Below are 25,083 nucleotides of genomic sequence, written 5' to 3'. Positions count from 1 at the left end.
CAATGAGCGGCTTTTCTTTTTTAAATTTTTGTTACTTTTTTTGTTCTATATAAAAGCACTAATCCTATAATAAAAAAAGTGATTAAGAATAATATAGAATAGCGCATACTACCCGTTAATTCTGCAACAAAACCATACATAAACATACCTATTACAATTCCTATTTTTTCAGAAACATCATAAAAACTAAAATAAGATGCCGAATCTTCAGTATCTAACGGGATTAGTTTACTGTAAGTTGATCTTGATAATGATTGTACGCCTCCCATAACCAAACCAACGCAAGCTGCAGTGATATAAAACTGAATTGGTGTAACCACAAAATAAGCATACGCACAAATAACAATCCAAGAAAAAACAATCACTATTAAAGTCTTTATATTACCATATTTCTCTGAAACCTTAGCAGTATAATTTGCTCCTACCACGGCAATTAATTGTATTAATAAAATACTAATAATTAATCCTGTTGTAGAGTCTTGCTTTCCCCAATCTAATTCTTCAACAGCAAAATAAGTTGCGGCAATCATTATAGTTTGAACCGCCATACTATAAACAAAAAAGGCGCTTAAATATGTCTTTAAAACTCTATTTATTTTTACAGCTTTCCAAATTTTTATTAATTCATTATAACCATGAACCAAAACAGAGCGTGTTACTTTATGCCCTTCATGAGTTCCCGTTGGTAAATGTTTAAAAGTATATTGCGCAAACCCCATCCACCAAATACCTACCATAATAAAAGCTATTCTAGTAGGCACTCCTGCATCTGCAAAACCAAATAAATCATAATAAAGAATCATTACTAAATTAACCACCAATAGTATAACACTACCTATATAACCTAAAGAAAATCCTTTGGCACTAACTTTATCTTGTTGCTCAGGATATGCTATATCTGGAAGATACGAATTATAAAACACCAAACTTCCCCAAAACCCAACCAATGCTAATAGGTAGCATAAGAGTCCAAAAAATAAATTATCTAAAGAAAACCAATACAAACCAATACATGATAATGAACCTAAATAACAAAAAAACTTCATAAAGTTTTCTTTGTTACCTACATAATCTGAAATACCAGATAGTATTGGAGAAATTAAAGAGACTATTAAAAAACTTAAAGCAGTAACATAACTTATTAACGAATCGTTATTAAAATCGTAACCAAAAAAAGTAACCGTATCACTTATTTTATTACCGTCTGCATCTTTAATAATTGTTAAAGCTCCGTAAAAAATTGGAAAAACTGCCGAAGAAACAACTAAGGGGTAAACAGAGTTTGCCCAATCATAAAACGCCCAAGCGTGAAGTAATTTTTTACTACCCTTTTCTAATACTGCCATAAATAAAAACTGCTCTTTTATGAGCAGCTCCTAAAGTAAACAATTATTTTTATTCCTATGTTAAAAAATTATTCTCTAAACGTTGTTACACCAAATTTGGCAGCTTCTTCCTTTGCTTTTGGTGCTAATGCTTTAAGGTTAGCAATACGAGAATCATTTGAAGGGTGTGTACTTAAAATTTCTGGTGTAGAACTGCCTCCACTGTTTGCTTTCATACGTTCCCATAACAACGAAGCTTCATCTGGGTTATAGCCTGCAATAGCCATTAAATAGATACCTATTTTATCTGCTTCAGTTTCATGAGCTCTACTAAAAGGCAACATCGCTCCTACTTGACTACCTACACCGTAATACTGATTAAACGCATTTCTATCTTGTTCATCTTTAATAGCAATATTTCCTGCTAAGGCTACACCTGCTTGAATATAGGCTGCACTCATACGTTGTTGCCCATGATTTGCAAGCGCATGCGCCACTTCATGCCCCATTATGGCAGCAACCCCTGCTTCATTTTTAGCAATTGGTAAAATTCCTGTGTAAAAAACTATTTTACCTCCAGGCATACACCAAGCATTTACTGTTTTATCATCTACTAAATTATACTCCCATTTATAATCTTCTAAATACCCTTCATACCCATTAGCATTTAACCAACGTTCTGCTGCAACTGCTATTCGTTGCCCTACTCTAGTAATCATTTCAGCATCTTTTGTACCTGTAACAACTTTATTCTCTGTTAAAAACTGGTCATATTGCGCAAACGCCGTTGGAAATAATTGTGAATTAGGCACTAAAGCCATCGTTTTTTTTCCTGTAAAAGGATTTGTTGCACATGCAAAGCATAATACCACAAAAGCTATTAATATAAATGTATTTTTCAGTTTCATTTTAAGTATTTATTTTATTTATAAAAATACAAAAATTGTACCTTCATGTATTTATGACACTCTGTTTTTTTATTAGTCACAGTTATTTTCAAATACTTTGATAAGTTTTATAAGTAATACCGACCTATTATCTATAAAAAATAGACATTATGAAAAGATTAATAGTTTCACTTTTATGTTTAATTGCTTATAGTTGCAACACGTCTGCTCAAAAAAATGATAAGACTCAACAATCATTTGAAATATCAAAAACTGAAGCACAATGGAAAGCTCAATTAACAGATTTAGAATATTATGTACTAAGAAAATCTGGAACTGAGCAACGTTTCTCTAGTCCGTTAAACAAAAACTACAAAAAAGGTATTTATGTTTGTAAAGCCTGTGAAACACCTTTATTTAAAAGTGAATATAAGTATGATTCGGGTAGCGGATGGCCAAGTTTTGATAGAGAAATAAAGGGAAATGTTGCCTTCTCTACAGATTATAATTTGGGCTATGCTAGAACTGAAGAACATTGCGCAACATGCGGTAGCCACTTAGGACATGTATTTAATGATGGCCCCAAAGAAACCACCGGTAAAAGGCATTGTATTAATGGAGTTGCTTTAAAATTTATTCCAAAGAAATAATTTATATTTACTCTATGGAAAGTTACTTAGCAAGTATTATAAAACAATTTGAATACTACAAAAGTTTAGGAGATAAAACTTTTAATCAACTAGAGTTTGATGAAATGCTTTGGCAAAGTAATGAAGATGCTAATAGCATAGCTATAATTGTAAAGCATTTGGTTGGAAACATGCTAAGTAGGTGGACAAATTTTTTGACTGAAGACGGTGAAAAACCTTGGAGAAATCGTGATGATGAATTTATAAGTTCTTTTAACACCAAAGAAGAACTTATAGCTGCTTGGGAAAGTGGCTGGTCTTGTCTTTTTAAAACTATTAAAGCTCTCAATGAAAATGATTTAGAACATATTGTTTTTATTAGAAATGGCGGACACACGGTAATTGAAGCTATTAATAGACAACTCGCTCATTACTCCTATCACATAGGGCAAATTGTATTTTTAGGAAAACTTTTAAAAGGTAATGATTGGCAATCGTTATCTATACCTAAAGGTAATTCTAATAGTTATAATGAAGAAAAATTTAGTAACGAAAAAGGTAAACGCCTCTTTACAGACGACTTATAAATTATCCATTATTTTTTCTTTTAAAAGGACGAATAATTAATCGAGCTTCTCTATCAAACCTGATATAATTATATACCCAATTTATAAAAACCACCATACGGTTTCTAAAACCAATTAGAAAAAATAGGTGCACAAACATCCAAACATACCAAGCAAAAACTCCTTGAAATTTCCAGTTTTTTAAATCAACTACCGCTTTATTTCTTCCTATAGTAGCCATAGCACCTTTATCTTTATATTCAAAAGGTTTCATAGGTTTAGCTTCAATTAAATTCAATAAATTGTCGCCTAATTGTTCACCTTGTTGTATAGCAGGTTGTGCCATCATTGGTAAACCGTACGGAAAAGCTTCTGTTTCCATGCAAGCTACATCTCCAATGGCAAAAATATGGTTAAACCCTTTTACTTGGTTAAATTCATTTACAAGAATTCTGTTTCCTTTATTTACAAAATTTTCGCCATCTAAACCGTTAATTGTTGCTCCTTTTACACCTGCAGCCCAAATTAGTGTAGCCGTTTCAAAAGTTAAATCTGTATTTGTTGTTGCCGTTTTGCCATCATAGTTAGTAACACGTACATTTTTCCAGATATTTACCCCTAACTTTTCAAGAAAGTCTTCAGCTTTTTGAGAAGCCTTATTGCTCATTCCTTTTAAAATACAACCGCCAGATTGCACAATATGTATTTGCGCTAAGCGTGTATCTAAATCTGGATAATCTTTAGGCAAGATACCTTTCTTAATTTCGGCCAAAGCTCCTGCTAGTTCTACTCCTGTAGGACCACCACCAACAATCACAAAGTTCATAAGTGCATTGCGTTCATTTAAATCTGAAGTTAGTAAAGCCTCTTCAAAATTTTCAAGAATTAAACTACGGAGATTAAGCGATTGAGGTATGGTTTTCATAGCCATACTATACTTTTCTATTTGTGCATTACCAAAATAATTTGTGGTAGAGCCCGAAGCAATAACTAAATAGTCAAATTTTAAATCACCAATATTAGTCTTTACTTTATTCTTTTCGGTATTTATTTCTTCAACATTGGCTAATCTAAAATAAAAATTAGGAAAATCTTTTAATATTTTTCTAATTGGGTAAGCAATAGAATCTGGTTCTAAACCACCTGTAGAAACTTGATAAAGTAAAGGTTGAAATGTATGATAATTGTGCTTATCTAATAAAACAACCTGAACTTCTTGTTTAGATAATTTTTTAGCTAAAGCTACACCTGCAAAACCGCCTCCAATAATTATAACTCTGGGGTAACTTGTCCTTGGAATATTCATATAGTGCAAATGTAGTAAAAGATATAAATTTATGGTGCTCTAAATTCTTTATTCAAAAAGCATTTTGTAAATTCGTAGCCTAAATTTTAACACATGAGTAAATACGATATAATTGTTCTTGGAAGTGGCCCAGGCGGATATGTAACAGCCATTAGAGCCTCTCAATTAGGTTTTAAAACAGCTATAGTAGAAAAAGAAAGCTTAGGCGGTGTTTGTTTAAATTGGGGATGTATCCCTACAAAAGCTCTATTGAAATCTGCACAAGTTTTTGAATACCTAAAACATGCTGAAGATTACGGTTTAAATGTTAAAGAAGCTTCTCACGATTTTGATGCTGTTGTTAAGCGCAGCCGTAGTGTTGCAGATGGTATGAGTAAAGGCGTTCAGTTTTTAATGAAAAAAAATAAAATTGACGTTATAAAAGGCTACGGTACTTTAAAACCGGGAAAAAAGATTGATGTTGATGGAACTGAATATAGTGCAGATCATATTATAATAGCAACGGGTGCGCGCTCTAGAGAATTACCTAGTTTACCACAAGATGGAAAAAAAGTAATTGGTTACCGCGAAGCTATGAGCTTACCAAAACAACCAAAGAAAATGATTGTAGTTGGTTCTGGTGCTATTGGTGTAGAGTTTGCATATTTCTACAACTCTATGGGTACAGAAGTAACTATTGTAGAATATTTACCAAATATTGTTCCTGTTGAAGATGAAGACGTATCTAAACAAGTAGAACGCTCATTTAAAAAGAATGGTGTTAAAATTATGACCTCTGCCGAAGTAACAAGTGTTGATACTTCTGGAGATGGCGTAAAAGCAACCATAAAAACTAAAAAAGGAGAAGAAATTCTAGAAGCCGATATTATTTTAAGTGCTGTTGGTATTAAAACTAACATTGAAAATATAGGTTTAGAAGACGTTGGTATTGTTATAGATAGAGATAAAATTTTAGTTAACGATTTTTACCAAACCAATATACCTGGTTACTACGCTATTGGCGATGTTACTCCTGGGCAAGCTTTAGCTCACGTTGCTTCTGCCGAAGGTATTATTTGTGTTGAAAAAATAGCAGGTATGCATGTAGAACCATTAGACTATGGTAATATTCCTGGTTGTACTTATTGTACCCCAGAAATTGCTAGTGTTGGTTTAACAGAAAAAGCAGCTAAAGAAAAAGGCTTAGATATTAAAGTTGGAAAATTCCCATTCTCTGCTTCTGGAAAAGCTAGTGCTGGTGGAAATAAAGAAGGCTTTGTTAAAGTTATTTTTGATGCCAAATATGGCGAATGGTTAGGATGCCACATGGTTGGAGCTGCCGTAACCGATATGATTGCAGAAGCTGTTGTAGCTAGAAAATTAGAAACAACAGGGCATGAAATTTTAAAAGCGGTTCACCCACACCCAACTATGAGTGAAGCAGTTATGGAAGCTGTTGCAGATGCTTATGATGAGTGTATACACATTTAGATAATGGTGTGGTGTGACCTTCCTCCCCTCACAAAAGTGGGAGAAATTAAACCCTTACAAGTAAAAAACATCAATAAATAAAAAAATGCGATTCAAAATTGAATCGCATTTTTTTATCCATTCGAGTAGGTGTTCCTCCCCTTTGGGGAGGTTAGGAGGGGTTTTTACAGAAAACTTTCTAATGCCAATTCATAACTCTGCAACCCAAAGCCAAGAATGACACCTTTAGCGTTTGGTGAAATATAAGATTGGTGTCTAAATTCCTCCCTACCAAAAGTATTAGATATATGTACCTCTACAACAGGTGTTTCTATACCCTTTATAGCATCACCTATACCAATAGATGTATGCGTGTATGCACCCGCATTTAAAATTATGCCCTCATAACTAAAACCAACTTCGTGCAATTTATCAATCAATTCTCCTTCTATATTAGATTGATAATAACTTAAGTTTACATTGGAGTATTTAACTTTTAGCTCTTCAAAAAACTCAGTAAAAGTTAAACTACCGTAAATATTAGGTTCTCGTTTACCTAATAAATTTAAATTGGGTCCGTTAATAATGATAATTTTTTTCATAAAGTAAATATATTTAAAATCTATGCATAAAAAAACCGAAGTTTAAAAACTTCAGCCTTATAATTATTTAGCTTAAATATTAAAAATGTAATGCAAACCCTATACGAGCTTCAAAAATTCCTTCATCTGTCACTTCTTCATTTAATGATACACTATATCTTATTCCTGGTTCAATACTCACATTTTTACCTAAAAAGAAAGCATAACCTCCTTGTAATCCTAACCAAAGTGGATTATCATCTTCATCTTGTATGCTCGCACCGCTTAAATCAACTTGAACTGGTATTTGACTAATTACATAATATTTTGCCCCTAGTTTATAAGAAAATATTGAAGTTCCATCATAATCTGTGTACCCTAATCCTGCTTTAACAGCTAAGTCATCCATAACAAAATATCCACCCTCTGTTCCTACAGACCAAATGGTCGTACCTTCTATTGAATTCAATCCAAAACTCGTGTTAGCAGTATGCTGATATAAGCTAAGTTGTCCTGCTCCACTAAAACCTGTATTAACTTCAATTAACCATTTCCCTTTAGACGTTTGATTTCCATCTAATTCTTGAGCATTTACTTGTGAAAATGCTAAAACTGCAATTGCAGCGCTCATTAATAATTTTTTCATAATTTTTAAGTTTAAAGTTTGTTTAATTGACAGCAAAAAACGCTCTTATTTTTGGTAAAAACAAATAAATTCTTTCAAAAAAAATGTTTTTAATCCAATTTATATGCGTTTCAAGGAGTTATATATTATAATTAATTATATTATTTTTACTCATTATGAAATGGGAACAATTACTTAAAGATTATAAATTATATCTTAAAATAGAACGCGGATTATCTGATAATTCTATAGATAATTATGCCCGTGATGTAATAAAACTTATTAAATATCTTGAAGAAAATGAGATTAACATTTCTCCCATTTCAATTCCAGCCGAAACTATTAAGCAATTTATTTATGAAGTTGCTAAAACAGTAAATGCACGTTCACAGTCTAGAATTATTTCGGGCTTACGAAGTTTCTTTTCTTATTTAGTTTTTGAAGATTACAGAAAAGAAAACCCTTTAGAACTTATTGAATCTCCTAAAATTGGAAGAAAACTTCCTGATACATTATCAGAAGAAGAAATTGATAAAATAATTGCAGCCATAGATTTAAGCAAACCTGAGGGAGAACGCAACAGAGCTATGTTAGAAACACTTTACGGCTGTGGTTTACGTGTTAGCGAACTTGTTAATTTAAAAATATCTGATCTTTTCTTTGATGAAGGTTTTATAAAAGTAACTGGTAAGGGTGATAAACAACGGTTTGTACCCATAGTAGAATCTACACAAAAATATATCAATATTTATAAAAATCATGTTAGAAATCATTTACAAATTCAATCGGGGTGTGAAGACACGCTTTTTTTAAACCGAAGAGGTAAACAACTCACCCGAGCTATGATTTTTACTATTGTAAAACAACTAGCCGAAAAAATAGGATTAAAAAAGCGCATATCACCACATACGTTTAGACATTCATTTGCGACACATTTATTACAAAATGATGCCGATTTACGTTCCATTCAACTTATGTTAGGGCACGAAAGCATTACTACCACCGAGATTTATGTACATGTAGACAAAAGTCACTTAACTAAAGTGGTTGAAAAGTATCATCCTAGAAAATAAAAAATCCGGTATAAACCGGATTCTCAATATTTTAAAATCTTGAATTATTTTATTTAGCAATATTTACTGCTCTGGTTTCTCTAATAACGGTTACTTTAACCTGACCAGGATACGTCATATCTGTTTGAATTTTTTGCGAAATATTAAATGATAAATCTGCTGCTTTATCATCATTTACTTTTTCACTTTCAACAATAACACGAAGTTCTCTACCTGCTTGAATGGCATAGGCTTTTTTAACGCCATTAAACCCAAAAGCAATATCCTCAAGGTCTTTTAAACGTTGAATGTAACTATCTAACACCTGACGGCGAGCCCCTGGGCGTGCACCAGAAATAGCATCACAAACCTGTATAATTGGTGCTAATAACGATTTCATTTCAATTTCATCGTGGTGAGCTCCAATAGCATTACAAACATCAACTTTTTCTCCATATTTTTCAGCCCATTGCATACCTAAAATAGCATGTGGTGTTTCCATATCTGCTTCAGCATCTGGCACTTTTCCTATATCGTGTAACAAACCAGCTCGTTTAGCTAATTTAGGATTCAACCCTAATTCTGCAGCCATAACACCACAAAGTTTTGCTACTTCTCTAGAGTGCTGTAACAAATTTTGTCCGTAAGACGAACGATACTTCATTCGTCCTACCATTTTAATAAGCTCTGGGTTTAGGTTATGAATACCTAAATCTATAACAGTTCTTTTACCAACCTCAATGATTTCTTGTTCAATTTGTTTTTGAGTCTTCTTAACAACCTCTTCAATACGTGCAGGGTGAATTCTACCATCTGTAACCAACTTATGTAGAGATAAACGAGCAATTTCTCTTCTTACAGAATCAAAACAAGATAATATGATTGCTTCTGGTGTATCGTCTACAATTATTTCTACACCAGTTGCCGCTTCTATAGCACGAATATTACGTCCTTCACGTCCAATAATTCTACCTTTAACATCATCAGACTCTATATTAAAAACAGACACACAATTATCAACTGCTTCCTCTGTTCCAATACGCTGAATGGTGTTAATTATAACTTTTTTAGCCTCTTGTTCTGCGGTTAATTTAGCTTCTTCTAAAGTACTTTGAATAAATGCCATAGCATCATTTTTAGCCTCTCCTTTTAACGACTCTACAAGTTGTTCTTTAGCTTCTTCGGCAGATAGACTAGAAATAACTTCTAATTGCTGAACTTGGCTTTTATGTAGTTTATCAAGCTCTTCTTGTTTCTTTTCTAGCACATCAAGCCTGTAATTGTAATCTTTTATTTTACTTTCAAGGCTCTGATTTAATTTCTTCCCTTTAGAAAGTTCACTAGAAATTTGAGACTCTTTGTCTCTTGTTCTTTTTTCGGCCTCAGCCATTTTTTTATCTCTAGACAAAATTACTTTTTCATGCTCTGCCTTGAGTTCTATAAACTTCTCCTTAGCTTGAAGAATCTTATCTTTTTTAATATTTTCTCCTTCACTCCTTGCCTCTTTTAATATTAAGGTGGCATTTTTTTTAGCTTCTTTAATTAATTTAGAAGCTTTACTTTTCTCTAACGCTTTGGCTATTATAAATCCTATTATTAAGCCTAAAATTGCGCCTCCTACGGCCATTATGATTGGGTTATCCATTCTTAAATTTAGTTGTATTATATATATAAAAAAAGCCTACACTAGTATAAAGTTTTGTATAAACTCCTTAAAAACAAGTTTAGGGCTAACAAGCTGATCAAGGATCCACTACAAGGTGGCTTGCTTTTACAACTTAAACTCACCCTTTTTAAAGAATTAACGTTGAGTTTATCAAAAAAAATAACTAATGCAGGCAGTAACTTTAGTTTATTTTAAAGAACGTTTAAGAGTTTAAATGTGAATTTAACAATTGGTTAAGCTCTTTAAGCTTTACCTCTACATGGTTATTCACATTCTCTTTATCAATAGATTTCTGTTCTACTTGAGATGCAAATTGTAGGGCACACATTGCCAATACATCTTGTTTATCTCTAACAGAATAACTTTGCTCAAACTGTTTAATCATATACTCAATGTTTTTTGCAGCTTTACGCAATCCTTCTTCCTGACTCGCTTCAATAGTTAAAGGATATACTCTATTAGCTATAGACAGCTTTATTTTAAGCTTTTCTGACATTGAATTTTATGTTACATTAATCTGAGAGTTGTGCAATACAATAATCTATTTCTCTAATTAATGCGTTTATTTTAAGCTTAGTTTCTCTTTTATTATCGTCACTACCAAGTATTGTATTTGCAACTTTTAGAGCTTCATACTTTTCTTCCCATTGGGCATTAAGCCTCTTTTGGTTCTGAATTTCTTGTTTTGAAGCTTCCAATTCTTCAGATAATTTTGAATTAGCTTGCTTTAAAAGCTCTAGTTTGTGTAATACCTTGCTAATTTTGTTTTCTAAAGAATCTACAATATCTTCAATATTACTCATTTACAAAATTCAATACTTATCTCACAAAGTTAACATACCTGAACTTAAATAACAATTGTTTTTATAAAATTTTTAAAAGTATGTCAAATGGGCTTTCACATAAAACAATGGCTTGATTTTTGTTTTCTCTTTGCTTATTCATATCAAATTAATATTTTAGCCATTAAAGAATTCTATGAGATTAATCCTATTACTTACTTTTGTTTTCCCTTTTTTAATTGGTGCTCAAAATAAATATCCACAGGATTATTTTAGTAATCCTTTAGATATTCCTTTAATATTATCTGGCACTTTTGCAGAGTTACGTTCTAATCACTTTCACGCTGGTTTAGATATTAAAACACAGCAACGTGTTGGGTTAAAAGTAAAGGCAGCTGCCGATGGTTATGTTAGTAGAATTAAAGTGTCTCATTATGGATACGGTAAAGCACTTTACATAACCCACCCTAACGGTTACACTACGGTTTATGCTCATTTACAAAAATTTGCTCCTGCTATTGAAGCTTATGTAAAAAAACAGCAATATAAAAAGGAATCTTATGAAGTTGAAATGTTTCCAAGCGCTGAAACTTTACCTATAACAAAAGGTAGTTTAATTGCTTACAGTGGTAATTCTGGTGGTTCTGGTGGCCCGCATTTACATTTTGAAATTAGAGATAATGCAGAACGCCCTATAAATCCTATGCTTTTTGGAATTGATATAGCAGACACTAAAGAACCATACGTAAAATCAATTTACGCATATCCTTTAGATGAAAACTCTTTTGTTAATAACTCTCATGAAAAACAAAAACTACGCTTAATTCCGATAGAAAATGGCGATTATGTGGTAGAGAATATTGAAGCTTTTGGAAATATTGGTTTTGGAATTGAAACTAATGATAGACAAAACCTTGCAGCCAATTCTAACGGTGTGTATAATATTAGAACCTTTTTTAATGGTAATAATAATTTTGAGCTAGATTTTAAACGCTTTTCTTTTGCTGAAACTAAACATATTAATCAATTAATAGATTATGAACACTATGTTACTAAAAAGCAGCGCATTCAAAAATTATTCAAAATAAACAACCCACTTAGTATTTATAAAGAAGTCTTAAATAATGGTATTTTAAATATAGAAGATAGCACTTATTCTGTCTATAAAATTAGAGTTGCAGATTATAAAAACAATGAAACTTGGGTAACTTTAAATATAAAAGGAACTAAAAACAAAGCATTACCCCCTTTAAAACCAAAAACAACTCCTTATTACATAAAAGCAGACCAAGCCATTAATTTAAAACAACAAAAAGTAACTGTTGATTTTTATAAAGGCACCTTTTACGAAGACTTTTATATAGACTTTGAAGTTAATAATGATACGTTAAAACTTCATGAAAATGTAATACCTGCCAAAAAGAGTTTTAAAATAACCTATGATATTAGTAACTATAAAGACCCAGATAAAAGTAAACTATACATTGCTAGATTATTAGGTTACAAAAAATATCCGGCATATACATCAACAAAAAGAAAAGGTAATTTATTAACAGCTACCACAAAATACCTTGGTACTTATACCCTAGCTACAGATACCATAAAACCTACCATTTCTCCTTTAAATTTTAAAAACGGACAATGGCTAAGTAAGTATAGATATTTAAAAGTTAAAATTGACGATAAACTCTCTGGAGTATCAAATTACAGAGCTACCGTAAATGGAAAATGGATTTTAATGGAGTATGATTACAAAACAAAAACCTTAACTCACGATTTTAACGATGGTGTTGTTACCGATACAAAGAACAATTTAAAAGTAATTGTTACTGATAATGTTGGAAATAATTCTACTTTTGAAGCGTTGTTTTACAGAAAATAAACTTTAACCACCCTTGAGAACAAAATTTCCACTCGGTAATCGAGATTTAATTACTTCTAAGTTTTTATTAAAATTAAAAACCACTTCTTGTGAGTACCTTCTCAATAAATCCCACAAAAGCTTTTGGTTTGTTTTATTTTTTTTAATCACATTAACAGGTTTTTCGCAAACTGCCACCATTAGAGGGGTTATTTTAAATGAAAATAATTTACCTATAGTAGATGTAAATATTAAAGCAAATGGCTTGGGGACTAAAACCAACTCTAATGGCTTTTATATACTAGAAATCCCTTCTAACATAGGTGTTTCAATAGAATTCACCCATCTTTCTTATAAAAAAATTGTAAGTACTTTTAATTTAAAAAATGGTGAAGCGTTTGAGTTTAATCCGGTTATGAAAACATCGTTAGAACAAATTTCAACGGTAATCATCAATTCAACCAGAAGAAAAGAAGTAGAAGGTATTGTAACCCTTCAACCAGAAGTTATTAGAAAAATACCTGGAGCCAATGCAGGTGTTGAAAATTTACTTTTAACACTTCCTGGGGTTAGCAATAATAATGAATTAAGTACGCAATACTCTGTTAGAGGTGGTAATTATGACGAAAACTTAGTATATGTAAATGATATTGAGGTTTACAGGCCGTTTCTAATTCGCTCTGGGCAACAAGAAGGATTGAGTTTTGTTAATACCGATTTGGTTCAAAATGTCGATTTTTCGGCGGGAGGCTTTCAAGCAAAATATGGAGATAAGTTATCATCTGTATTAGACATAACTTACAAAACACCTTATCAATTTGAAGTAAATGCAGATTTAAGTCTGTTAGGTGGTAGTGTTTCTTTAGAAAACATTAGTAAAGACTCAAAATTTACAAGCATTATAGGTGCTCGTTATCGTGATAACAGTTTACTTGTAAATGCAAAAGAAACCGAAACCAATTTTAACCCCACATTTGCAGATATTCAGGCTTACCTAACCTATAAATTCACAAATAAATTTCATTTAAGTTTTTTAGGAAACGCCTCAATAAATAAATATAATTACCAGCCACAAACTCGTCAAACTAATTTTGGTACACTAACAGATCCTATTGCGCTTTTAGTGTTTTACGAAGGACAAGAAAAAGACCAGTACCAAACCTATTTTGGAGCATTTAAAGGCACTTATTTTGCTAATGATAACCTAACCCTAAAACTTATAACCTCAACCTATCACACCACTGAAGAAGAGTATTTTGATATTTTAGCACAATACAGTTTAGGTGAAGTAAACACCAATATTGGCGATGAAGATATTGGTGAAGTAGAATTTAGCGAAGGTATAGGAAGCCAACTAAATCATGGTAGAAATGATTTAGACGCACTGATTACTAATATTGAACATAAAGGTGATTTTAAAATTGATGACAACCGCATTGAATGGTCTGTAAAATACACCCATGAAGATATTAGAGACCGCTTGGTTGAATGGGAGGTAATTGACTCTGCAGGTTTTTCAATAAGACCTCCAAAAACAGAACCAACTAACCAACAACCTTACGCGCCATATAGTGGTCCATTAGAGCCTTATCAAAATATAAGAGCAACAAATAACACACAAATTAACAGAATACAAGCTTATGCCCAGTGGAGTAAACGCGCTACATTAGGCAATAATGATGTTTGGTATAATGCTGGTGTTAGAGTGCATAATTGGTCTGTTAAAGGAGATGGCATTTCCTCATCTAACCAAACTGTTTTTAGCCCAAGAGCTCAATTTGCAATTAAACCAAATTGGGAAAAAGACATGCTTTTTAGAGTTGCTTCAGGTTTGTACTATCAACCACCTTTTTACAGAGAATTGCGAGATGCTACAGGAACGGTTCAACCCAACGTTAAAGCTCAAAAATCTTTCCACTTGGTGTTAGGAAATGATTATAGTTTTAAAATGTGGGACAGACCTTTTAAACTAACCTCTGAAATTTATTATAAAAATTTAACAGATGTAAACCCGTACACCATAGAAAATGTAAGAATTCGTTACAGCGCTAATAACAACGCCAAAGCTTATGCATACGGATTAGATATGCGATTAAATGGAGAGTTTGTTCCTGGCACAGAATCTTGGTTTAGTTTTGGTTATTTAAAGACCGAAGAAAACATTGATAATCAAGGCTACATAGCAAGACCTACAGACCAACGTTTAAAATTTGCGGCTTTGTTTCAAGATTATGTACCCAACGTACCTAACCTAAAAATGTACCTAAATTTGGTTTATAACACTGGGGTTCCGGGTGGCTCACCTAGTTACGCAGACCCTTATGTGTACCAAAACCGATTACCCGATTATAAAAGAGCCGATTTTGGTTTGCAATGGGTTTTAGTTGATGATAAAAAGCAATTTAACCGCGGATGGAAAAAACCTTTTAAAGAACTTTCTTTTGGCTTTGAAATTTTTAACATGTTTGATGTACAAAACTCTATCACAAACACTTGGGTAAGAGATGTATATAGTAAGCAACAATACGCTATTCCAAATTATTTAACACCACGTGTTTTTAACGTGAGAACTACTATGAAATTCTAATAAATTTCAGTAATTTTCTGTTATATTTTTTTTAATGAAATATCTTTTAAAGGTAGCTCTGTTTTTTTCGTACTTTTTAGTACCTGCTCAAAGTATTAACAACCTATATTTTGGAACTGAAGATACGTTTGAAATTATGACGTGGAACATAGAATCGTTTCCAAAAAACGGACAAACTACCATTGATTATACCTCACAAATCATTGAAGCTCTTGATGTTGATTTTATAGCCATTCAAGAAATAAATAACGAAACAAATTTTAATCAATTAAAAACAGATTTAACTAATTATAGTGGGTTTATTGAATCTACCGATTATGATGGATTAGCCTTTTTATATAAAACCAATACTATTCAAATTAATTATGTTTACCGAATTTTTGAGACATCAGATTATTGGAACACATTCCCTAGAGCCCCTATGGTAATTGATATTACTTACAATAACCAACAACTCTTTATCATTAATAATCATTTAAAATGTTGTGGTGATGGTTATTTAGATTCTGGTAATACTGCCGATGAAGAATACAGAAGATACCAAGCGTTGAATTTACTTAAAAGTTATATTGACACTAACCTTGCTAATGAGAATGTTATCCTTTTAGGCGACTTAAATGACTCACTTTCTGATAGCGAAAGCAATAACGTTTTTCAAAATTTAATTGATGATTCTAGCAATTATTTCTTTACAGATTACAATATTGCTAATGGCGTTAATACAGAATGGTCTTATCCTTCATGGCCTTCGCATTTAGACCATATTTTAATTACTAACGAATTATTTGATGAATTTCAATTACCCAGTGCAACTATTGAAACCATTAAAATTGACAATTACCTTTCTGGCGGTTTTTCTGAATATGATGAAAATGTATCAGACCACAGACCCGTTGCATTAAAGCTTACCATAGACAGTAATTTAGGAATTAATAATTTGGTTAAAAATGAATCTGTTAACCTTACCAACTATCCTAATCCTTTTAATTATGAAACTACATTTTCATTTAAAAACACTACTGGAAATGTTGAGATTTTAATATACAATACCTTAGGACAAATAGTTTATACATCTCCATTTATTAATGGGCAAACCAAATTTAAATGGAAATCTAAAAACCTAAGTAATGGCGTTTATTATGCTAAATTAGTTTTAGATAAAAAAGAGATTGCTACAAGAAAAATATTAGTATCATCAAACTAGGCTTTAATAAAGCTTTTTAGAGTTTCAACTACATAATCAACTTCTTCTTTTGTGTTATATATACTAAAAGAAAAACGCAATGATGGTTTTTGAATAGCATCATCAGATAGAATTTCTGCTAAAACATGAGAAACTTGTGCACTTCCGCTTTGGCAGGCACTACCTCTAGAGCATGCTATTCCTTTTAAATCTAATTGAAATTGTAACATGCTAGCACTACCTAAGGTTTTAGGCATGCAAACATTTACTAGTGTATAGGCACTATTGTTTATATCATCAGAAAGTCCATTAAATGTAATTTCAGGTATAGTGTTCTTTATTTTGTCTATAAAATATTGTTTTAAATTTTTTATGTATTGGCTTTCTTTTTCCAAATTACTATAGGCATATTTTAAAGCAGTTTCCATACCCACAATATTGTGAACACTTTCGGTTCCTGCTCTAATACCTCGTTCTTGCTCACCTCCAAAAATAAGCGGCTTTAAAGCTGTGCTTTTTCTAATAAAAGCAAAACCTACCCCTTTTGGTCCGTGAAATTTATGAGCAGATGCAGCTAAAAAATCTATTTTAACTTCTTGTAAATCTAAATTATAATGCCCCACAGATTGTACCGCATCGGTATGAAACAAAGCACCATGCGTTTCACACATTTCTGCCACTGTATTTAAATCTAAAATATTACCTATTTCATTATTAATTTGCATTAAGCTAACTAACTGTTTCTTGGTTGTATTCTGCAGCAAACTTTCTAAATTATGTAAATCTATACTACCATTTAAATCTAATTTTACATATTTAACAGTAACATTATACTCTTTAGCAAGTGCATCAATAGTATGTAAAACGGCATGATGTTCAATTTTTGAAGTAATAATTTCCTCAATACCTAAATCTCTAACAGCACTTCTTAATACTAAATTATCGGCTTCTGTACCTCCCGAAGTAAAAATAATTTCACTAGCAGACACGTTAAAAAAACTAGCTATAGTTTTTCTAGATTGTTCCACCAAAGCCTTTGAAGCTCTTCCAAAACTATGTGAAGATGAAGGGTTTCCGTAATTTCCTTCCATAACACTACGCATAGAAATAATTACTTCTTCTCTTAATTGAGTGGTAGCTGCATTATCAAAATAAACAGGCTTCATGGTAAAAAAATTTAAGGATTTGTTTCCTTTTAGGGCTCAAAAATACTTGAAATAAAATTATTTTCAATATGATACGTTATAAATAACAATTCTATTATTTTTGCTTTAAAATATATACTCAATGTGCAAGTTAATTTTTGTTTTATTTTCTATTTTTTTAATCAGTGTTTATTCATGTGATGATGGCGATATTATTGAATTTAATCTTGATTTTGACGATGAATTTTATGCTTGCGAAGGTGTATCAGATTTGGTTCTTTATAAAACTAAAGATGATCCTTCAGAATCATTATCAATACTTATTTCAAACTTTACGATAGAAGACCTTATTGATGTTGCAGATAATGACACACTTGAGATTACAGATAAATCGGTTACTTTTTATTACAGAACATATAGTGATGAAAGCGTCTCTAATTTATTTTGCGAAGATATCCCTGATGTTGTTAACATAACCCGCAACGAAGTGAGTGATGATAGTACTATAGATATACTCACTGTATTAACAGAAGATGACGGCGATGGTATTGATAGCGAATTAGAGGATATTAATGGAAATGGCGATTTAACAGATGACGACACAGATAATGACGGTATACCAAACTATAAAGATGTTGATGACGATGGCGATAATGTACTAACTAAAGATGAAAACCCAGACCCAGACGGCGATGGCGATTTAAGTGATGCTCAAGATACAGATAATGATGGTATTCCAGACTACTTAGATGCTGATGATGATGGTGATGGCGTAAACACCCGTGATGAAGAAACTTCTAGTCAAGATAATAACCCTACTAATGATGTTACTAATGAAGATGTTGGTCCAGATTATCTAAATCCAGAAGTTTCAAACAATATCCCAGCTACCGAGTATAGAACTCATACTGTATCTAAATCTTACTTAGTAACAGTAACTGTAAATGATATTTCTATAAACGAAGCATCAATAGAAAGTCTATATTTTGGTACTTTAAGTGATAGTAATACAAGTGAAACTGAGACTCTTACTCCTGTATTTAATTAGGCTTTACATTTTGATAGATATAAACCTCTGTGGCACCTAAACCATATTTTTGGTAGTTGGCATCATAATATTTTATATTGTTGTAACGTCCAAATAAATATTCTAGTTCTAATTTTAAAACACCTTCACCTACACCGTGAATAAACACCACTTTTTGAATACGTTTTTTTATTGCAAATTCTAATTGCCGTTTAGCAGTGTCTAGTTGTAATGTTAACATTTCGTGGTTAGTCATACCCTTTGTAGATTTCACTAACTGATTTATATGTAAATCTACCTCTAATGTTGGTTGAAAACGCTCTTTTGCTTTTACCTTTGGTTGTTTTCGCTTTTTGGCTTGTTCTTTTTCAGAAACAATTGCACTTAAATTTGAATGCGAGAAAATATCATTTTTAAAAGAGGTTGATTTGGCTTTTACCAAAGCTTCTGGTTTAAAATCTAGTAAAAAACCATCTTCTGTTTCAATAGAAACTGTATCAGCACTAATATTTTTTACAATTCCAGATAAATCTTCATCTAAAACAAAAACAGTATCTCCTATCTTAAAATTCACTTAATTTAAAGTATTTTGGTTATCGTCTTTATCTATTTTACTAGGTATTGTTTTAGAAATTCTGTAAATACCTACCATAAGCAAAACAATACCTGCTATTAATATATATTGGTTTTGTTCCTCTTCACTATTAGCATACAACGCAACAATGGCACCAATAACAATTAATATATAATTTAAATATTTCATTATAAAAATACTTGGGAATTTAAATTACAAAATTACGCTAAAATTAATTTTATAAACAGTTTATACTTATTAATTTATTATGCATAAATAACGTTTAAATACATTTATTAACGATAAAATACATTATAAATCAAAATATTTATATATTTGCAAGGTAATTTTGCTATTCTCACAAATCTATGAACTTTAAGACCTCTCTACTGTTACTGTTTGCCAGTAATGCTATTTATGCCCAACTTTCGGTGCGTAATGATAATTATGTTTTTGCTAACGATGTTATAGTTTTTGTTGAAGATTATATAAACCTTAATGAAGGTAATAGTCGTATATATTTAAGAAACGAAGCTCAAGTTATTCAAGGGGCTGGTACAACAGGAAACTCTGGTATTGGTGAGTTAAGTGTATATCAAAACGCCAATGTTGGAGCTTATGAATATAATTATTGGTGCTCTCCTATTGGAGACAAAACAGATAACAACAATAATAATGCTTTCGGAATATCGCTTTTAAACGATGTCACAGGATTAATTACATCAACACCTGCTACCTACAATAGCTCCCCAAGTTATACAGGAACTTCAAGCCCTTTAAATATTGAACCCTATTGGATTTGGAAGTATATTGCATCTGACGACTATTCAGATTGGATACATGTTAAATCTGCAACCACTATAAACCCAGGCGAAGGGTTTACCATGAAAGGAACAACAGGTTCTGGATCTAATCAACTTTTTGATTTTAGAGGAAAACCTAATAACGGAACCATTAACACAAAGGTGTTAAATAATAATTTTACACTTACAGGTAACCCTTACCCATCTGCAATAGATGCTGTTGCTTATATTCATGATCCTGATAATGTAGCTGCAATTACTGGTGTTTTACACTACTGGGAACAAGACCCTAGTGTAGACTCTCATTATATTTCAGATTATGAAGGAGGTTATGCTACTTATACTATTTCTTCTGATGGTGGTACAGAAACTTTTATTCATGCAGTTTTTAATACCTATAACGGAGATGGTAGCATTAACGTTAGTAATACGGGTTCGGGATCTAAAACAGCTAGTAGATACATTCCTATAGGGCAAGGTTTTATGGTAGAAGGCATTGCAACAGGTTACGTAAAAGCTAAAAACTCCCACAGAGTATTTGTTAAAGAAACTGATGCAAATAGTGAATTTTTTAAAACTACCAAATCTAAAACCAATACAGACAATACATTTTCTAGTGTACCAAATGATTATAAACGTTTTAGATTAAATATTGATTTTAATGACACCTACACCAGACAATTAGTACAAACATTCCATGAATCTGCATCAAAAGGTTTTGATTATGGCTTAGAGATTAAAGCTCACCCAAGTGAATTGTTAGATAATGATGCATACTTTAACTCTGGTGAAAACACTTATCTTGCTGAAGCCTTGCCATTTAATGAAAGTTTAAAGATTCCGCTATATTTTAAAATTCAAAACGAAATACCTGTTAGAATAAGAATAGTAGATATTCAAAATTTCGACTCAAATCAATCTATTTATATTGTTGATAAAGAAACAAATACATATACAGATTTAAGAAATGAAAATTTTGAAATTAACCTATCTGCTGGTAATTATAACGAACGCTTTGAAATTGTTTTCAGTCAACAAACTTTAACAACTATTGATACCAAAATTGAAGATTTAACAGTTTTTCAAAATAACAACCAATCTCAACTACGCATTTTAAATCCTAATTTACACGAGATAAGCTCTATTTATATTTATGATATTTTAGGAAAATCTGTTGTACGTAGAAAACGACTTCCTAATTACAAAGAACACCAAATTTCAACAAAAACTTTTAGTAATGGTATTTATGTAGTGAAAATTACACTTGAAAACAAAGAAGCAATTACTAAAAAAGTAATAATAAACTAACAACTGTTATTTAATTTAATTTATTAATTGAGAGTTTAAGTAAGACTTTTTATTATATTTATTCACTCAAAAACTAATAGTAATTATTAATTGGGTATTAAGAAATATTAACCACTACCCTTTTAATATTTTAGGTCCCTAGATAAAAAATGGAGAACTTAAACGATTTTATGCTACCATGTTTAAACAAACAACTTTTTGGAGTTGAATGCTTAGGTTGTGGCATACAAAGATCTATTGCTTTAATTTTTAAAGGAGAATTTGTAGAGGCTTTTTATATGTATCCTGCCATCTACAATATTTTCATATTACTGATTTTTCTTATATTTAATCTGTTTATAAAATTTAAACACGACTATAAAATTAAAATGGGGTTAATATTCTTAACGGTTTTAATAGTTGTGGTTAGCTACTTAATAAAAATAACACACTAAAACCAATCAAATGGAACAACAAAAATTACCAAATTCAACGCTTATTCTAGTTTTCGGAATTTTATCAATAGTAACTTGCTGTTGCTATGGTATTATAGGTTTAATTCTAGGTATTATTGCAATAGTATTAGCTAATAAAGCTACAAAAGTATATGCAGAAAACCCAGAAGCCTATACAGGATATTCTAACGTGAAAACTGGAAAAATACTAGCAATAATAGGTGTAATACTTAGTGCTATATATGTAGCCTATGTAATATTTATGTTTGCTACAGTTGGTTACTCTGGAATAATGGAACAATATCAAGAAGCCTTAAAACAAATGGGACAACAATAATCATGCTATTAAATAAAAAAAAGCGACCATTTAGGTCGCTTTTTTTATGATTCAAACTGTTTAAAGGTTTTAGTTATTATACTAACACAATCTAATAGTTGTTCTTTATTCATCACTAAAGGTGGCGCAAACCTAATAATATTACCATGTGTTGGTTTTGCTATTAAGCCATTGTCACGTAAGGCTAAACAAATATTCCAAGCGGTATCACTATCTTCTGTATCATTAATTACTACTGCATTAAGCAAACCTTTACCACGAACTAAAGTGGCTATATTACTAGTTTTAATATAGTTGTTTAATTCTGTTCTAAAAATTTCGCCTAAAGTAGCAGCGTTTTCGGCTAAATTTTCTTCTTTAATAACCTCTAAAGCTGCAATAGCTATAACTGCTGCTAATGGATTGCCACCAAATGTACTTCCGTGAGTTCCAGGAGTCATAACATCCATAATTGGGTTATCTGCCAAAACCGCACTAATTGGGTAAGCGCCTCCACTTAAGGCTTTACCTAGAATTAAAATATCTGGTCTTACATTTTCATGATGAACCGCCAATAGCTTACCAGTTCTAGCAATACCCGTTTGTATTTCATCGGCTATAAATAAAACATTATGTGCTTCACAAAGTGCTTTTGCTTTTACTAAATAGCCTTCAGAAGGCACATATACACCAGCTTCACCTTGAATAGGCTCTACCAAAAATCCTCCTATATTTGGATTATTTTTTAAAGCCAACTCTAATTGTTCTAAATTATCATAATCTATACTTATAAAACCATCAGAGTAAGGTCCAAAGTTTTTATTAGATGTACTATCACTAGAAAACGATACTATGGTTGTGGTACGCCCATGAAAATTACTATTGCATACTATTATTTTAGCTTGATTTTCTGGAATTCCTTTTACCTCATAAGACCATTTACGGCACACCTTAATAGCAGCCTCTACTGCTTCGGCACCAGAATTCATAGGTAATAATTTATCAAAGCCAAAATACTCACAGGCATACTTTTCATATAACCCTAATTTGTCATTAAAAAATGCTCTAGACGTTAACGTTAACGTTTTGGCTTGTTCAACCATAGCATTAATAATTTTAGGGTGACAATGCCCTTGGTTTACCGCAGAATATGCCGAAAGAAAATCGTAATAACGTTTTCCATCTACATCCCAAACATATACACCTTCCCCTCTACTTAAAACTACTGGTAGCGGATGATATGTGTTGGATCCATACGTTGTTTCTAATTCAATTGCTTGCTGTGATGTTATTTTTTCTAAAACAGCCATTTTAAAAAGTTTTTAATTAATAAAATAACCATTCCTGCTCTACCTTTATCCTTTCAGAAAGTTCCGAAAATTCAGCGTGGGAGAGAAATCATCCCTGGATAGGTTTGCAAGGTAGCAAATATTATTTACAAAAAACTATTTTCATTGTTTTACAGAAAACTAAGAAATTTGCTTTTTTTCATTATAAAAATCAAAATCATTTAAAGTTAACAGAAATAAAAGGACATTTATTTGCGGCTATTATTATTTTTGCACAATGTCTAGAAGAAAAAGAAAACAAGTTTTTACAAACGTTGAAGTTATTGATGCTGGAGCTAAAGGCAAAACAGTTGCTAAGGCGCCTGACGGCAAAGTTATTTTTTTACCAAACGCTGTACCTGGCGATGTGGTAGATGTGCAAACTTTTAAAAAGCGAAAAGCATATTACGAGGGTAAAGCAACCGTATTTCATAAACTATCAGACAAAAGAACACAACCTGTTTGTGAGCATTTTGGTACTTGTGGTGGTTGCAAATGGCAACACATGGATTACAAGTACCAATTAGAGTACAAACAAAACGAGGTTACTAATAATTTAACCAGAATAGGCCATATTGAGTTACCCAAAGTCACTCCTATTTTAGGCTCTAAAAAGCAATACTTTTATCGTAATAAAATGGAATTTTCTTTTAGTGATAGCCGTTGGTTAACACAAGAAGAAATTAACAGTAATGAAAATCTAGATGATAAAAACGCTTTAGGATTTCATATTCCGGGAATGTGGGATAAAATATTAGATATTAAAAAGTGTCATTTACAAGCAAACCCATCTAACGCCATACGCAATGCAGTAAAACAATTTTCTATAGATAATGGTTTAGAGTTTTTTAATACCAGAAATCAAACAGGTTTGTTGCGTACCATGATGATTAGAACATCATCAACTGGTGATATTATGGTACTTATTCAGTTTTTTAAAGACAATAAAACTAAACGCGAATTGTTGTTAGATTTCCTATCTGAAAGCTTTCCTGAAATAACATCCCTTCTATATGTTATTAACCAAAAAGCAAATGATACTATTTACGATCAAGACGTTATTTGCTACAAAGGCACCGATCATATTTTTGAAGAAATGGAAGGACTTCGCTTTAAAATAAATGCCAAGTCTTTCTACCAAACCAACTCAGAACAAGCTTATGAGCTTTATAAAATAACACGAGATTTTGCAAAACTATCTGGTAATGAATTGGTTTACGATTTATACACAGGCACAGGTACCATTGCTCAATTTGTTTCAAAAAAAGCTAAAAAAGTAGTAGGCGTAGAATCGGTTCCAGATGCCATTGCTGCTGCCAAAGAAAATGCACAATTAAATAATATAAATAACGTTGAATTCTTTGTAGGAGATATGAAACACGTTTTTAACACTGCGTTTATTAAAACTCACGGGCAACCCGATGTTATTATAACAGACCCTCCTCGGGATGGTATGCATAAAGACGTAGTACAACAAATACTAAACATTAGTCCCAAAAAAGTAGTTTACGTAAGCTGTAATAGTGCTACACAAGCTAGAGATTTGGCTCTTATGGATGCTGTTTATAAGGTTACTAAAACACAAGCTGTAGATATGTTTCCGCAAACGCACCATGTAGAAAATGTTGTACTTTTGGAAAAAAGGTAAG

General features: G+C 31.7%; 24 protein-coding genes and 1 other RNA gene. 12 read left to right on the top strand and 13 right to left on the bottom strand.

Annotation, left to right across the window (positions count from 1 at the left end; translation table 11 throughout):
• Positions 1-20: 20 nt before the first annotated feature.
• Positions 21-1,346, bottom strand: coding sequence for an MFS transporter (locus tag J1D01_RS16265; RefSeq protein WP_372938693.1), 1,326 nt, complete (start codon positions 1,344-1,346; stop codon positions 21-23).
• Positions 1,347-1,414: 68 nt separating this feature from the next.
• Complete coding sequence (locus J1D01_RS16260; RefSeq protein ID WP_421151584.1) at positions 1,415-2,233, bottom strand: M48 family metallopeptidase; 819 nt, start codon at positions 2,231-2,233, stop codon at positions 1,415-1,417.
• 149 nt (positions 2,234-2,382) lie between these two features.
• On the opposite strand from J1D01_RS16260, the gene msrB reads away from it, so the two are divergent.
• Positions 2,383-2,862, top strand: coding sequence for a peptide-methionine (R)-S-oxide reductase MsrB (gene msrB / locus J1D01_RS16255; protein WP_421151583.1), 480 nt, complete (start codon positions 2,383-2,385; stop codon positions 2,860-2,862).
• A 14-nt stretch (positions 2,863-2,876) separates the two neighbouring features.
• Positions 2,877-3,428, top strand: coding sequence for a DUF1572 family protein (locus J1D01_RS16250; RefSeq protein ID WP_421151582.1), 552 nt, complete (start codon positions 2,877-2,879; stop codon positions 3,426-3,428).
• A 1-nt stretch (position 3,429) separates the two neighbouring features.
• On the opposite strand, the gene J1D01_RS16245 is transcribed toward J1D01_RS16250, so the two are convergent.
• A complete protein-coding gene (locus J1D01_RS16245; RefSeq protein WP_372938666.1) occupies positions 3,430-4,713 on the bottom strand; it encodes an NAD(P)/FAD-dependent oxidoreductase in 1,284 nt (427 codons plus the stop codon).
• 93 nt (positions 4,714-4,806) lie between these two features.
• Here J1D01_RS16245 and lpdA point away from each other — a divergent pair, with 93 nt between their 5' ends.
• Positions 4,807-6,183, top strand: a complete 1,377-nt coding sequence (lpdA, locus tag J1D01_RS16240; RefSeq protein ID WP_421151581.1) for a dihydrolipoyl dehydrogenase — start codon at positions 4,807-4,809, stop codon at positions 6,181-6,183.
• A 164-nt stretch (positions 6,184-6,347) separates the two neighbouring features.
• Here the strand turns inward: lpdA and aroQ are convergent, their stop codons facing one another.
• Entirely contained in the window at positions 6,348-6,764 is a 417-nt protein-coding gene (aroQ, locus tag J1D01_RS16235) for a type II 3-dehydroquinate dehydratase (protein ID WP_421151580.1), read from the bottom strand.
• 79 nt (positions 6,765-6,843) lie between these two features.
• Positions 6,844-7,389, bottom strand: coding sequence for a hypothetical protein (locus J1D01_RS16230; protein ID WP_421151579.1), 546 nt, complete (start codon positions 7,387-7,389; stop codon positions 6,844-6,846).
• A gap of 155 nt (positions 7,390-7,544) precedes the next feature.
• Between J1D01_RS16230 and xerD the strand changes: the two genes are divergently transcribed.
• Entirely contained in the window at positions 7,545-8,441 is an 897-nt protein-coding gene (gene xerD, locus J1D01_RS16225) for a site-specific tyrosine recombinase XerD (RefSeq protein ID WP_421151578.1), read from the top strand.
• 49 nt (positions 8,442-8,490) lie between these two features.
• Here xerD and rny read toward each other — a convergent pair whose 3' ends face one another.
• The 4 genes from rny to J1D01_RS16205 form a co-directional block, all read right to left on the bottom strand.
• Positions 8,491-10,065, bottom strand: coding sequence for a ribonuclease Y (rny, locus tag J1D01_RS16220; protein ID WP_372937699.1), 1,575 nt, complete (start codon positions 10,063-10,065; stop codon positions 8,491-8,493).
• A 60-nt stretch (positions 10,066-10,125) separates the two neighbouring features.
• Positions 10,126-10,233: non-coding RNA, 6S RNA (ssrS, locus tag J1D01_RS16215), on the bottom strand.
• Between the two features lie 55 nt (positions 10,234-10,288).
• On the bottom strand, positions 10,289-10,582 hold the full coding sequence (locus J1D01_RS16210) for a cell division protein ZapA (RefSeq protein ID WP_372937698.1): 294 nt from the start codon (positions 10,580-10,582) through the stop codon (positions 10,289-10,291).
• Between the two features lie 16 nt (positions 10,583-10,598).
• A complete protein-coding gene (locus J1D01_RS16205) occupies positions 10,599-10,889 on the bottom strand; it encodes a hypothetical protein (protein ID WP_372937697.1) in 291 nt (96 codons plus the stop codon).
• Between the two features lie 175 nt (positions 10,890-11,064).
• On the opposite strand from J1D01_RS16205, the gene J1D01_RS16200 reads away from it, so the two are divergent.
• The 3 genes from J1D01_RS16200 (at position 11,065) to J1D01_RS16190 (ending at position 16,520) form a co-directional block, all read left to right on the top strand.
• A complete protein-coding gene (locus J1D01_RS16200) occupies positions 11,065-12,750 on the top strand; it encodes a peptidoglycan DD-metalloendopeptidase family protein (RefSeq protein ID WP_421151577.1) in 1,686 nt (561 codons plus the stop codon).
• A 145-nt stretch (positions 12,751-12,895) separates the two neighbouring features.
• Complete coding sequence (locus J1D01_RS16195; RefSeq protein ID WP_421151621.1) at positions 12,896-15,316, top strand: TonB-dependent receptor; 2,421 nt, start codon at positions 12,896-12,898, stop codon at positions 15,314-15,316.
• 34 nt (positions 15,317-15,350) lie between these two features.
• Entirely contained in the window at positions 15,351-16,520 is a 1,170-nt protein-coding gene (locus J1D01_RS16190; RefSeq protein ID WP_421151576.1) for an endonuclease/exonuclease/phosphatase family protein, read from the top strand.
• Here J1D01_RS16190 and J1D01_RS16185 read toward each other — a convergent pair.
• A complete protein-coding gene (locus J1D01_RS16185) occupies positions 16,517-17,665 on the bottom strand; it encodes a cysteine desulfurase family protein (protein ID WP_421151575.1) in 1,149 nt (382 codons plus the stop codon). The two genes, J1D01_RS16190 and J1D01_RS16185, sit on opposite strands and share 4 nt — an antisense overlap.
• A gap of 121 nt (positions 17,666-17,786) precedes the next feature.
• On the opposite strand from J1D01_RS16185, the gene J1D01_RS16180 reads away from it, so the two are divergent.
• Complete coding sequence (locus J1D01_RS16180) at positions 17,787-18,692, top strand: hypothetical protein (protein WP_421151574.1); 906 nt, start codon at positions 17,787-17,789, stop codon at positions 18,690-18,692.
• Here the strand turns inward: J1D01_RS16180 and J1D01_RS16175 are convergent.
• Both J1D01_RS16175 and J1D01_RS16170 read right to left on the bottom strand, forming a co-directional pair.
• Positions 18,685-19,245 carry a Smr/MutS family protein gene (locus J1D01_RS16175; RefSeq protein ID WP_372936948.1) on the bottom strand — a complete coding sequence of 187 codons (561 nt, stop codon included), beginning with the start codon at positions 19,243-19,245 and terminating at the stop codon, positions 18,685-18,687. The two genes, J1D01_RS16180 and J1D01_RS16175, sit on opposite strands and share 8 nt — an antisense overlap.
• Positions 19,246-19,434, bottom strand: a complete 189-nt coding sequence (locus tag J1D01_RS16170) for a hypothetical protein (protein WP_372936947.1) — start codon at positions 19,432-19,434, stop codon at positions 19,246-19,248.
• A 179-nt stretch (positions 19,435-19,613) separates the two neighbouring features.
• Between J1D01_RS16170 and J1D01_RS16165 the strand changes: the two genes are divergently transcribed.
• The 3 genes from J1D01_RS16165 (at position 19,614) to J1D01_RS16155 (ending at position 22,127) form a co-directional block, all read left to right on the top strand.
• Positions 19,614-21,356: a T9SS type A sorting domain-containing protein gene (locus J1D01_RS16165; RefSeq protein ID WP_421151573.1), complete on the top strand. Its 1,743-nt coding sequence runs from the start codon at positions 19,614-19,616 to the stop codon at positions 21,354-21,356.
• A gap of 149 nt (positions 21,357-21,505) precedes the next feature.
• Positions 21,506-21,790 carry a DUF2752 domain-containing protein gene (locus tag J1D01_RS16160; RefSeq protein WP_372936945.1) on the top strand — a complete coding sequence of 95 codons (285 nt, stop codon included), beginning with the start codon at positions 21,506-21,508 and terminating at the stop codon, positions 21,788-21,790.
• A gap of 10 nt (positions 21,791-21,800) precedes the next feature.
• Positions 21,801-22,127, top strand: a complete 327-nt coding sequence (locus J1D01_RS16155; protein ID WP_372936944.1) for a CCC motif membrane protein — start codon at positions 21,801-21,803, stop codon at positions 22,125-22,127.
• Positions 22,128-22,171: 44 nt separating this feature from the next.
• On the opposite strand, the gene rocD is transcribed toward J1D01_RS16155, so the two are convergent.
• The gene (gene rocD / locus J1D01_RS16150; protein WP_421151572.1) at positions 22,172-23,416 is read right to left on the bottom strand and encodes an ornithine--oxo-acid transaminase; all 1,245 of its coding nucleotides are present in this window, start codon (positions 23,414-23,416) and stop codon (positions 22,172-22,174) included.
• Between the two features lie 256 nt (positions 23,417-23,672).
• Between rocD and rlmD the strand changes: the two genes are divergently transcribed.
• On the top strand, positions 23,673-25,082 hold the full coding sequence (gene rlmD / locus J1D01_RS16145; protein ID WP_421151571.1) for a 23S rRNA (uracil(1939)-C(5))-methyltransferase RlmD: 1,410 nt from the start codon (positions 23,673-23,675) through the stop codon (positions 25,080-25,082).
• The last annotated feature ends 1 nt before the right edge of the window (position 25,083 follow it).

This window comes from Seonamhaeicola sp. NFXS20 (assembly GCF_049132085.1).
In the GTDB taxonomy this organism is placed as follows: Bacteria; Bacteroidota; Bacteroidia; order Flavobacteriales; family Flavobacteriaceae; genus Seonamhaeicola.
This window is presented reverse-complemented; position numbering and strand designations above follow the sequence as displayed.

Bases quoted from the DNA above. Each gene is read 5' to 3' on its own strand.
- J1D01_RS16265 (WP_372938693.1), bottom strand. From the start codon at position 1,346: ATGGCAGTATTAGAAAAGGGTAGTAAAAAATTACTTCACGCTTGGGCG.
- J1D01_RS16260 (WP_421151584.1), bottom strand. From the start codon at position 2,233: ATGAAACTGAAAAATACATTTATATTAATAGCTTTTGTGGTATTATGC.
- msrB (WP_421151583.1), top strand. From the start codon at position 2,383: ATGAAAAGATTAATAGTTTCACTTTTATGTTTAATTGCTTATAGTTGC.
- J1D01_RS16250 (WP_421151582.1), top strand. From the start codon at position 2,877: ATGGAAAGTTACTTAGCAAGTATTATAAAACAATTTGAATACTACAAA.
- J1D01_RS16245 (WP_372938666.1), bottom strand. From the start codon at position 4,713: ATGAATATTCCAAGGACAAGTTACCCCAGAGTTATAATTATTGGAGGC.
- lpdA (WP_421151581.1), top strand. From the start codon at position 4,807: ATGAGTAAATACGATATAATTGTTCTTGGAAGTGGCCCAGGCGGATAT.
- aroQ (WP_421151580.1), bottom strand. From the start codon at position 6,764: ATGAAAAAAATTATCATTATTAACGGACCCAATTTAAATTTATTAGGT.
- J1D01_RS16230 (WP_421151579.1), bottom strand. From the start codon at position 7,389: ATGAAAAAATTATTAATGAGCGCTGCAATTGCAGTTTTAGCATTTTCA.
- xerD (WP_421151578.1), top strand. From the start codon at position 7,545: ATGAAATGGGAACAATTACTTAAAGATTATAAATTATATCTTAAAATA.
- rny (WP_372937699.1), bottom strand. From the start codon at position 10,065: ATGGATAACCCAATCATAATGGCCGTAGGAGGCGCAATTTTAGGCTTA.
- J1D01_RS16210 (WP_372937698.1), bottom strand. From the start codon at position 10,582: ATGTCAGAAAAGCTTAAAATAAAGCTGTCTATAGCTAATAGAGTATAT.
- J1D01_RS16205 (WP_372937697.1), bottom strand. From the start codon at position 10,889: ATGAGTAATATTGAAGATATTGTAGATTCTTTAGAAAACAAAATTAGC.
- J1D01_RS16200 (WP_421151577.1), top strand. From the start codon at position 11,065: ATGAGATTAATCCTATTACTTACTTTTGTTTTCCCTTTTTTAATTGGT.
- J1D01_RS16190 (WP_421151576.1), top strand. From the start codon at position 15,351: ATGAAATATCTTTTAAAGGTAGCTCTGTTTTTTTCGTACTTTTTAGTA.
- J1D01_RS16185 (WP_421151575.1), bottom strand. From the start codon at position 17,665: ATGAAGCCTGTTTATTTTGATAATGCAGCTACCACTCAATTAAGAGAA.
- J1D01_RS16180 (WP_421151574.1), top strand. From the start codon at position 17,787: ATGTGCAAGTTAATTTTTGTTTTATTTTCTATTTTTTTAATCAGTGTT.
- J1D01_RS16170 (WP_372936947.1), bottom strand. From the start codon at position 19,434: ATGAAATATTTAAATTATATATTAATTGTTATTGGTGCCATTGTTGCG.
- J1D01_RS16165 (WP_421151573.1), top strand. From the start codon at position 19,614: ATGAACTTTAAGACCTCTCTACTGTTACTGTTTGCCAGTAATGCTATT.
- J1D01_RS16160 (WP_372936945.1), top strand. From the start codon at position 21,506: ATGGAGAACTTAAACGATTTTATGCTACCATGTTTAAACAAACAACTT.
- J1D01_RS16155 (WP_372936944.1), top strand. From the start codon at position 21,801: ATGGAACAACAAAAATTACCAAATTCAACGCTTATTCTAGTTTTCGGA.
- rocD (WP_421151572.1), bottom strand. From the start codon at position 23,416: ATGGCTGTTTTAGAAAAAATAACATCACAGCAAGCAATTGAATTAGAA.
- rlmD (WP_421151571.1), top strand. From the start codon at position 23,673: ATGTCTAGAAGAAAAAGAAAACAAGTTTTTACAAACGTTGAAGTTATT.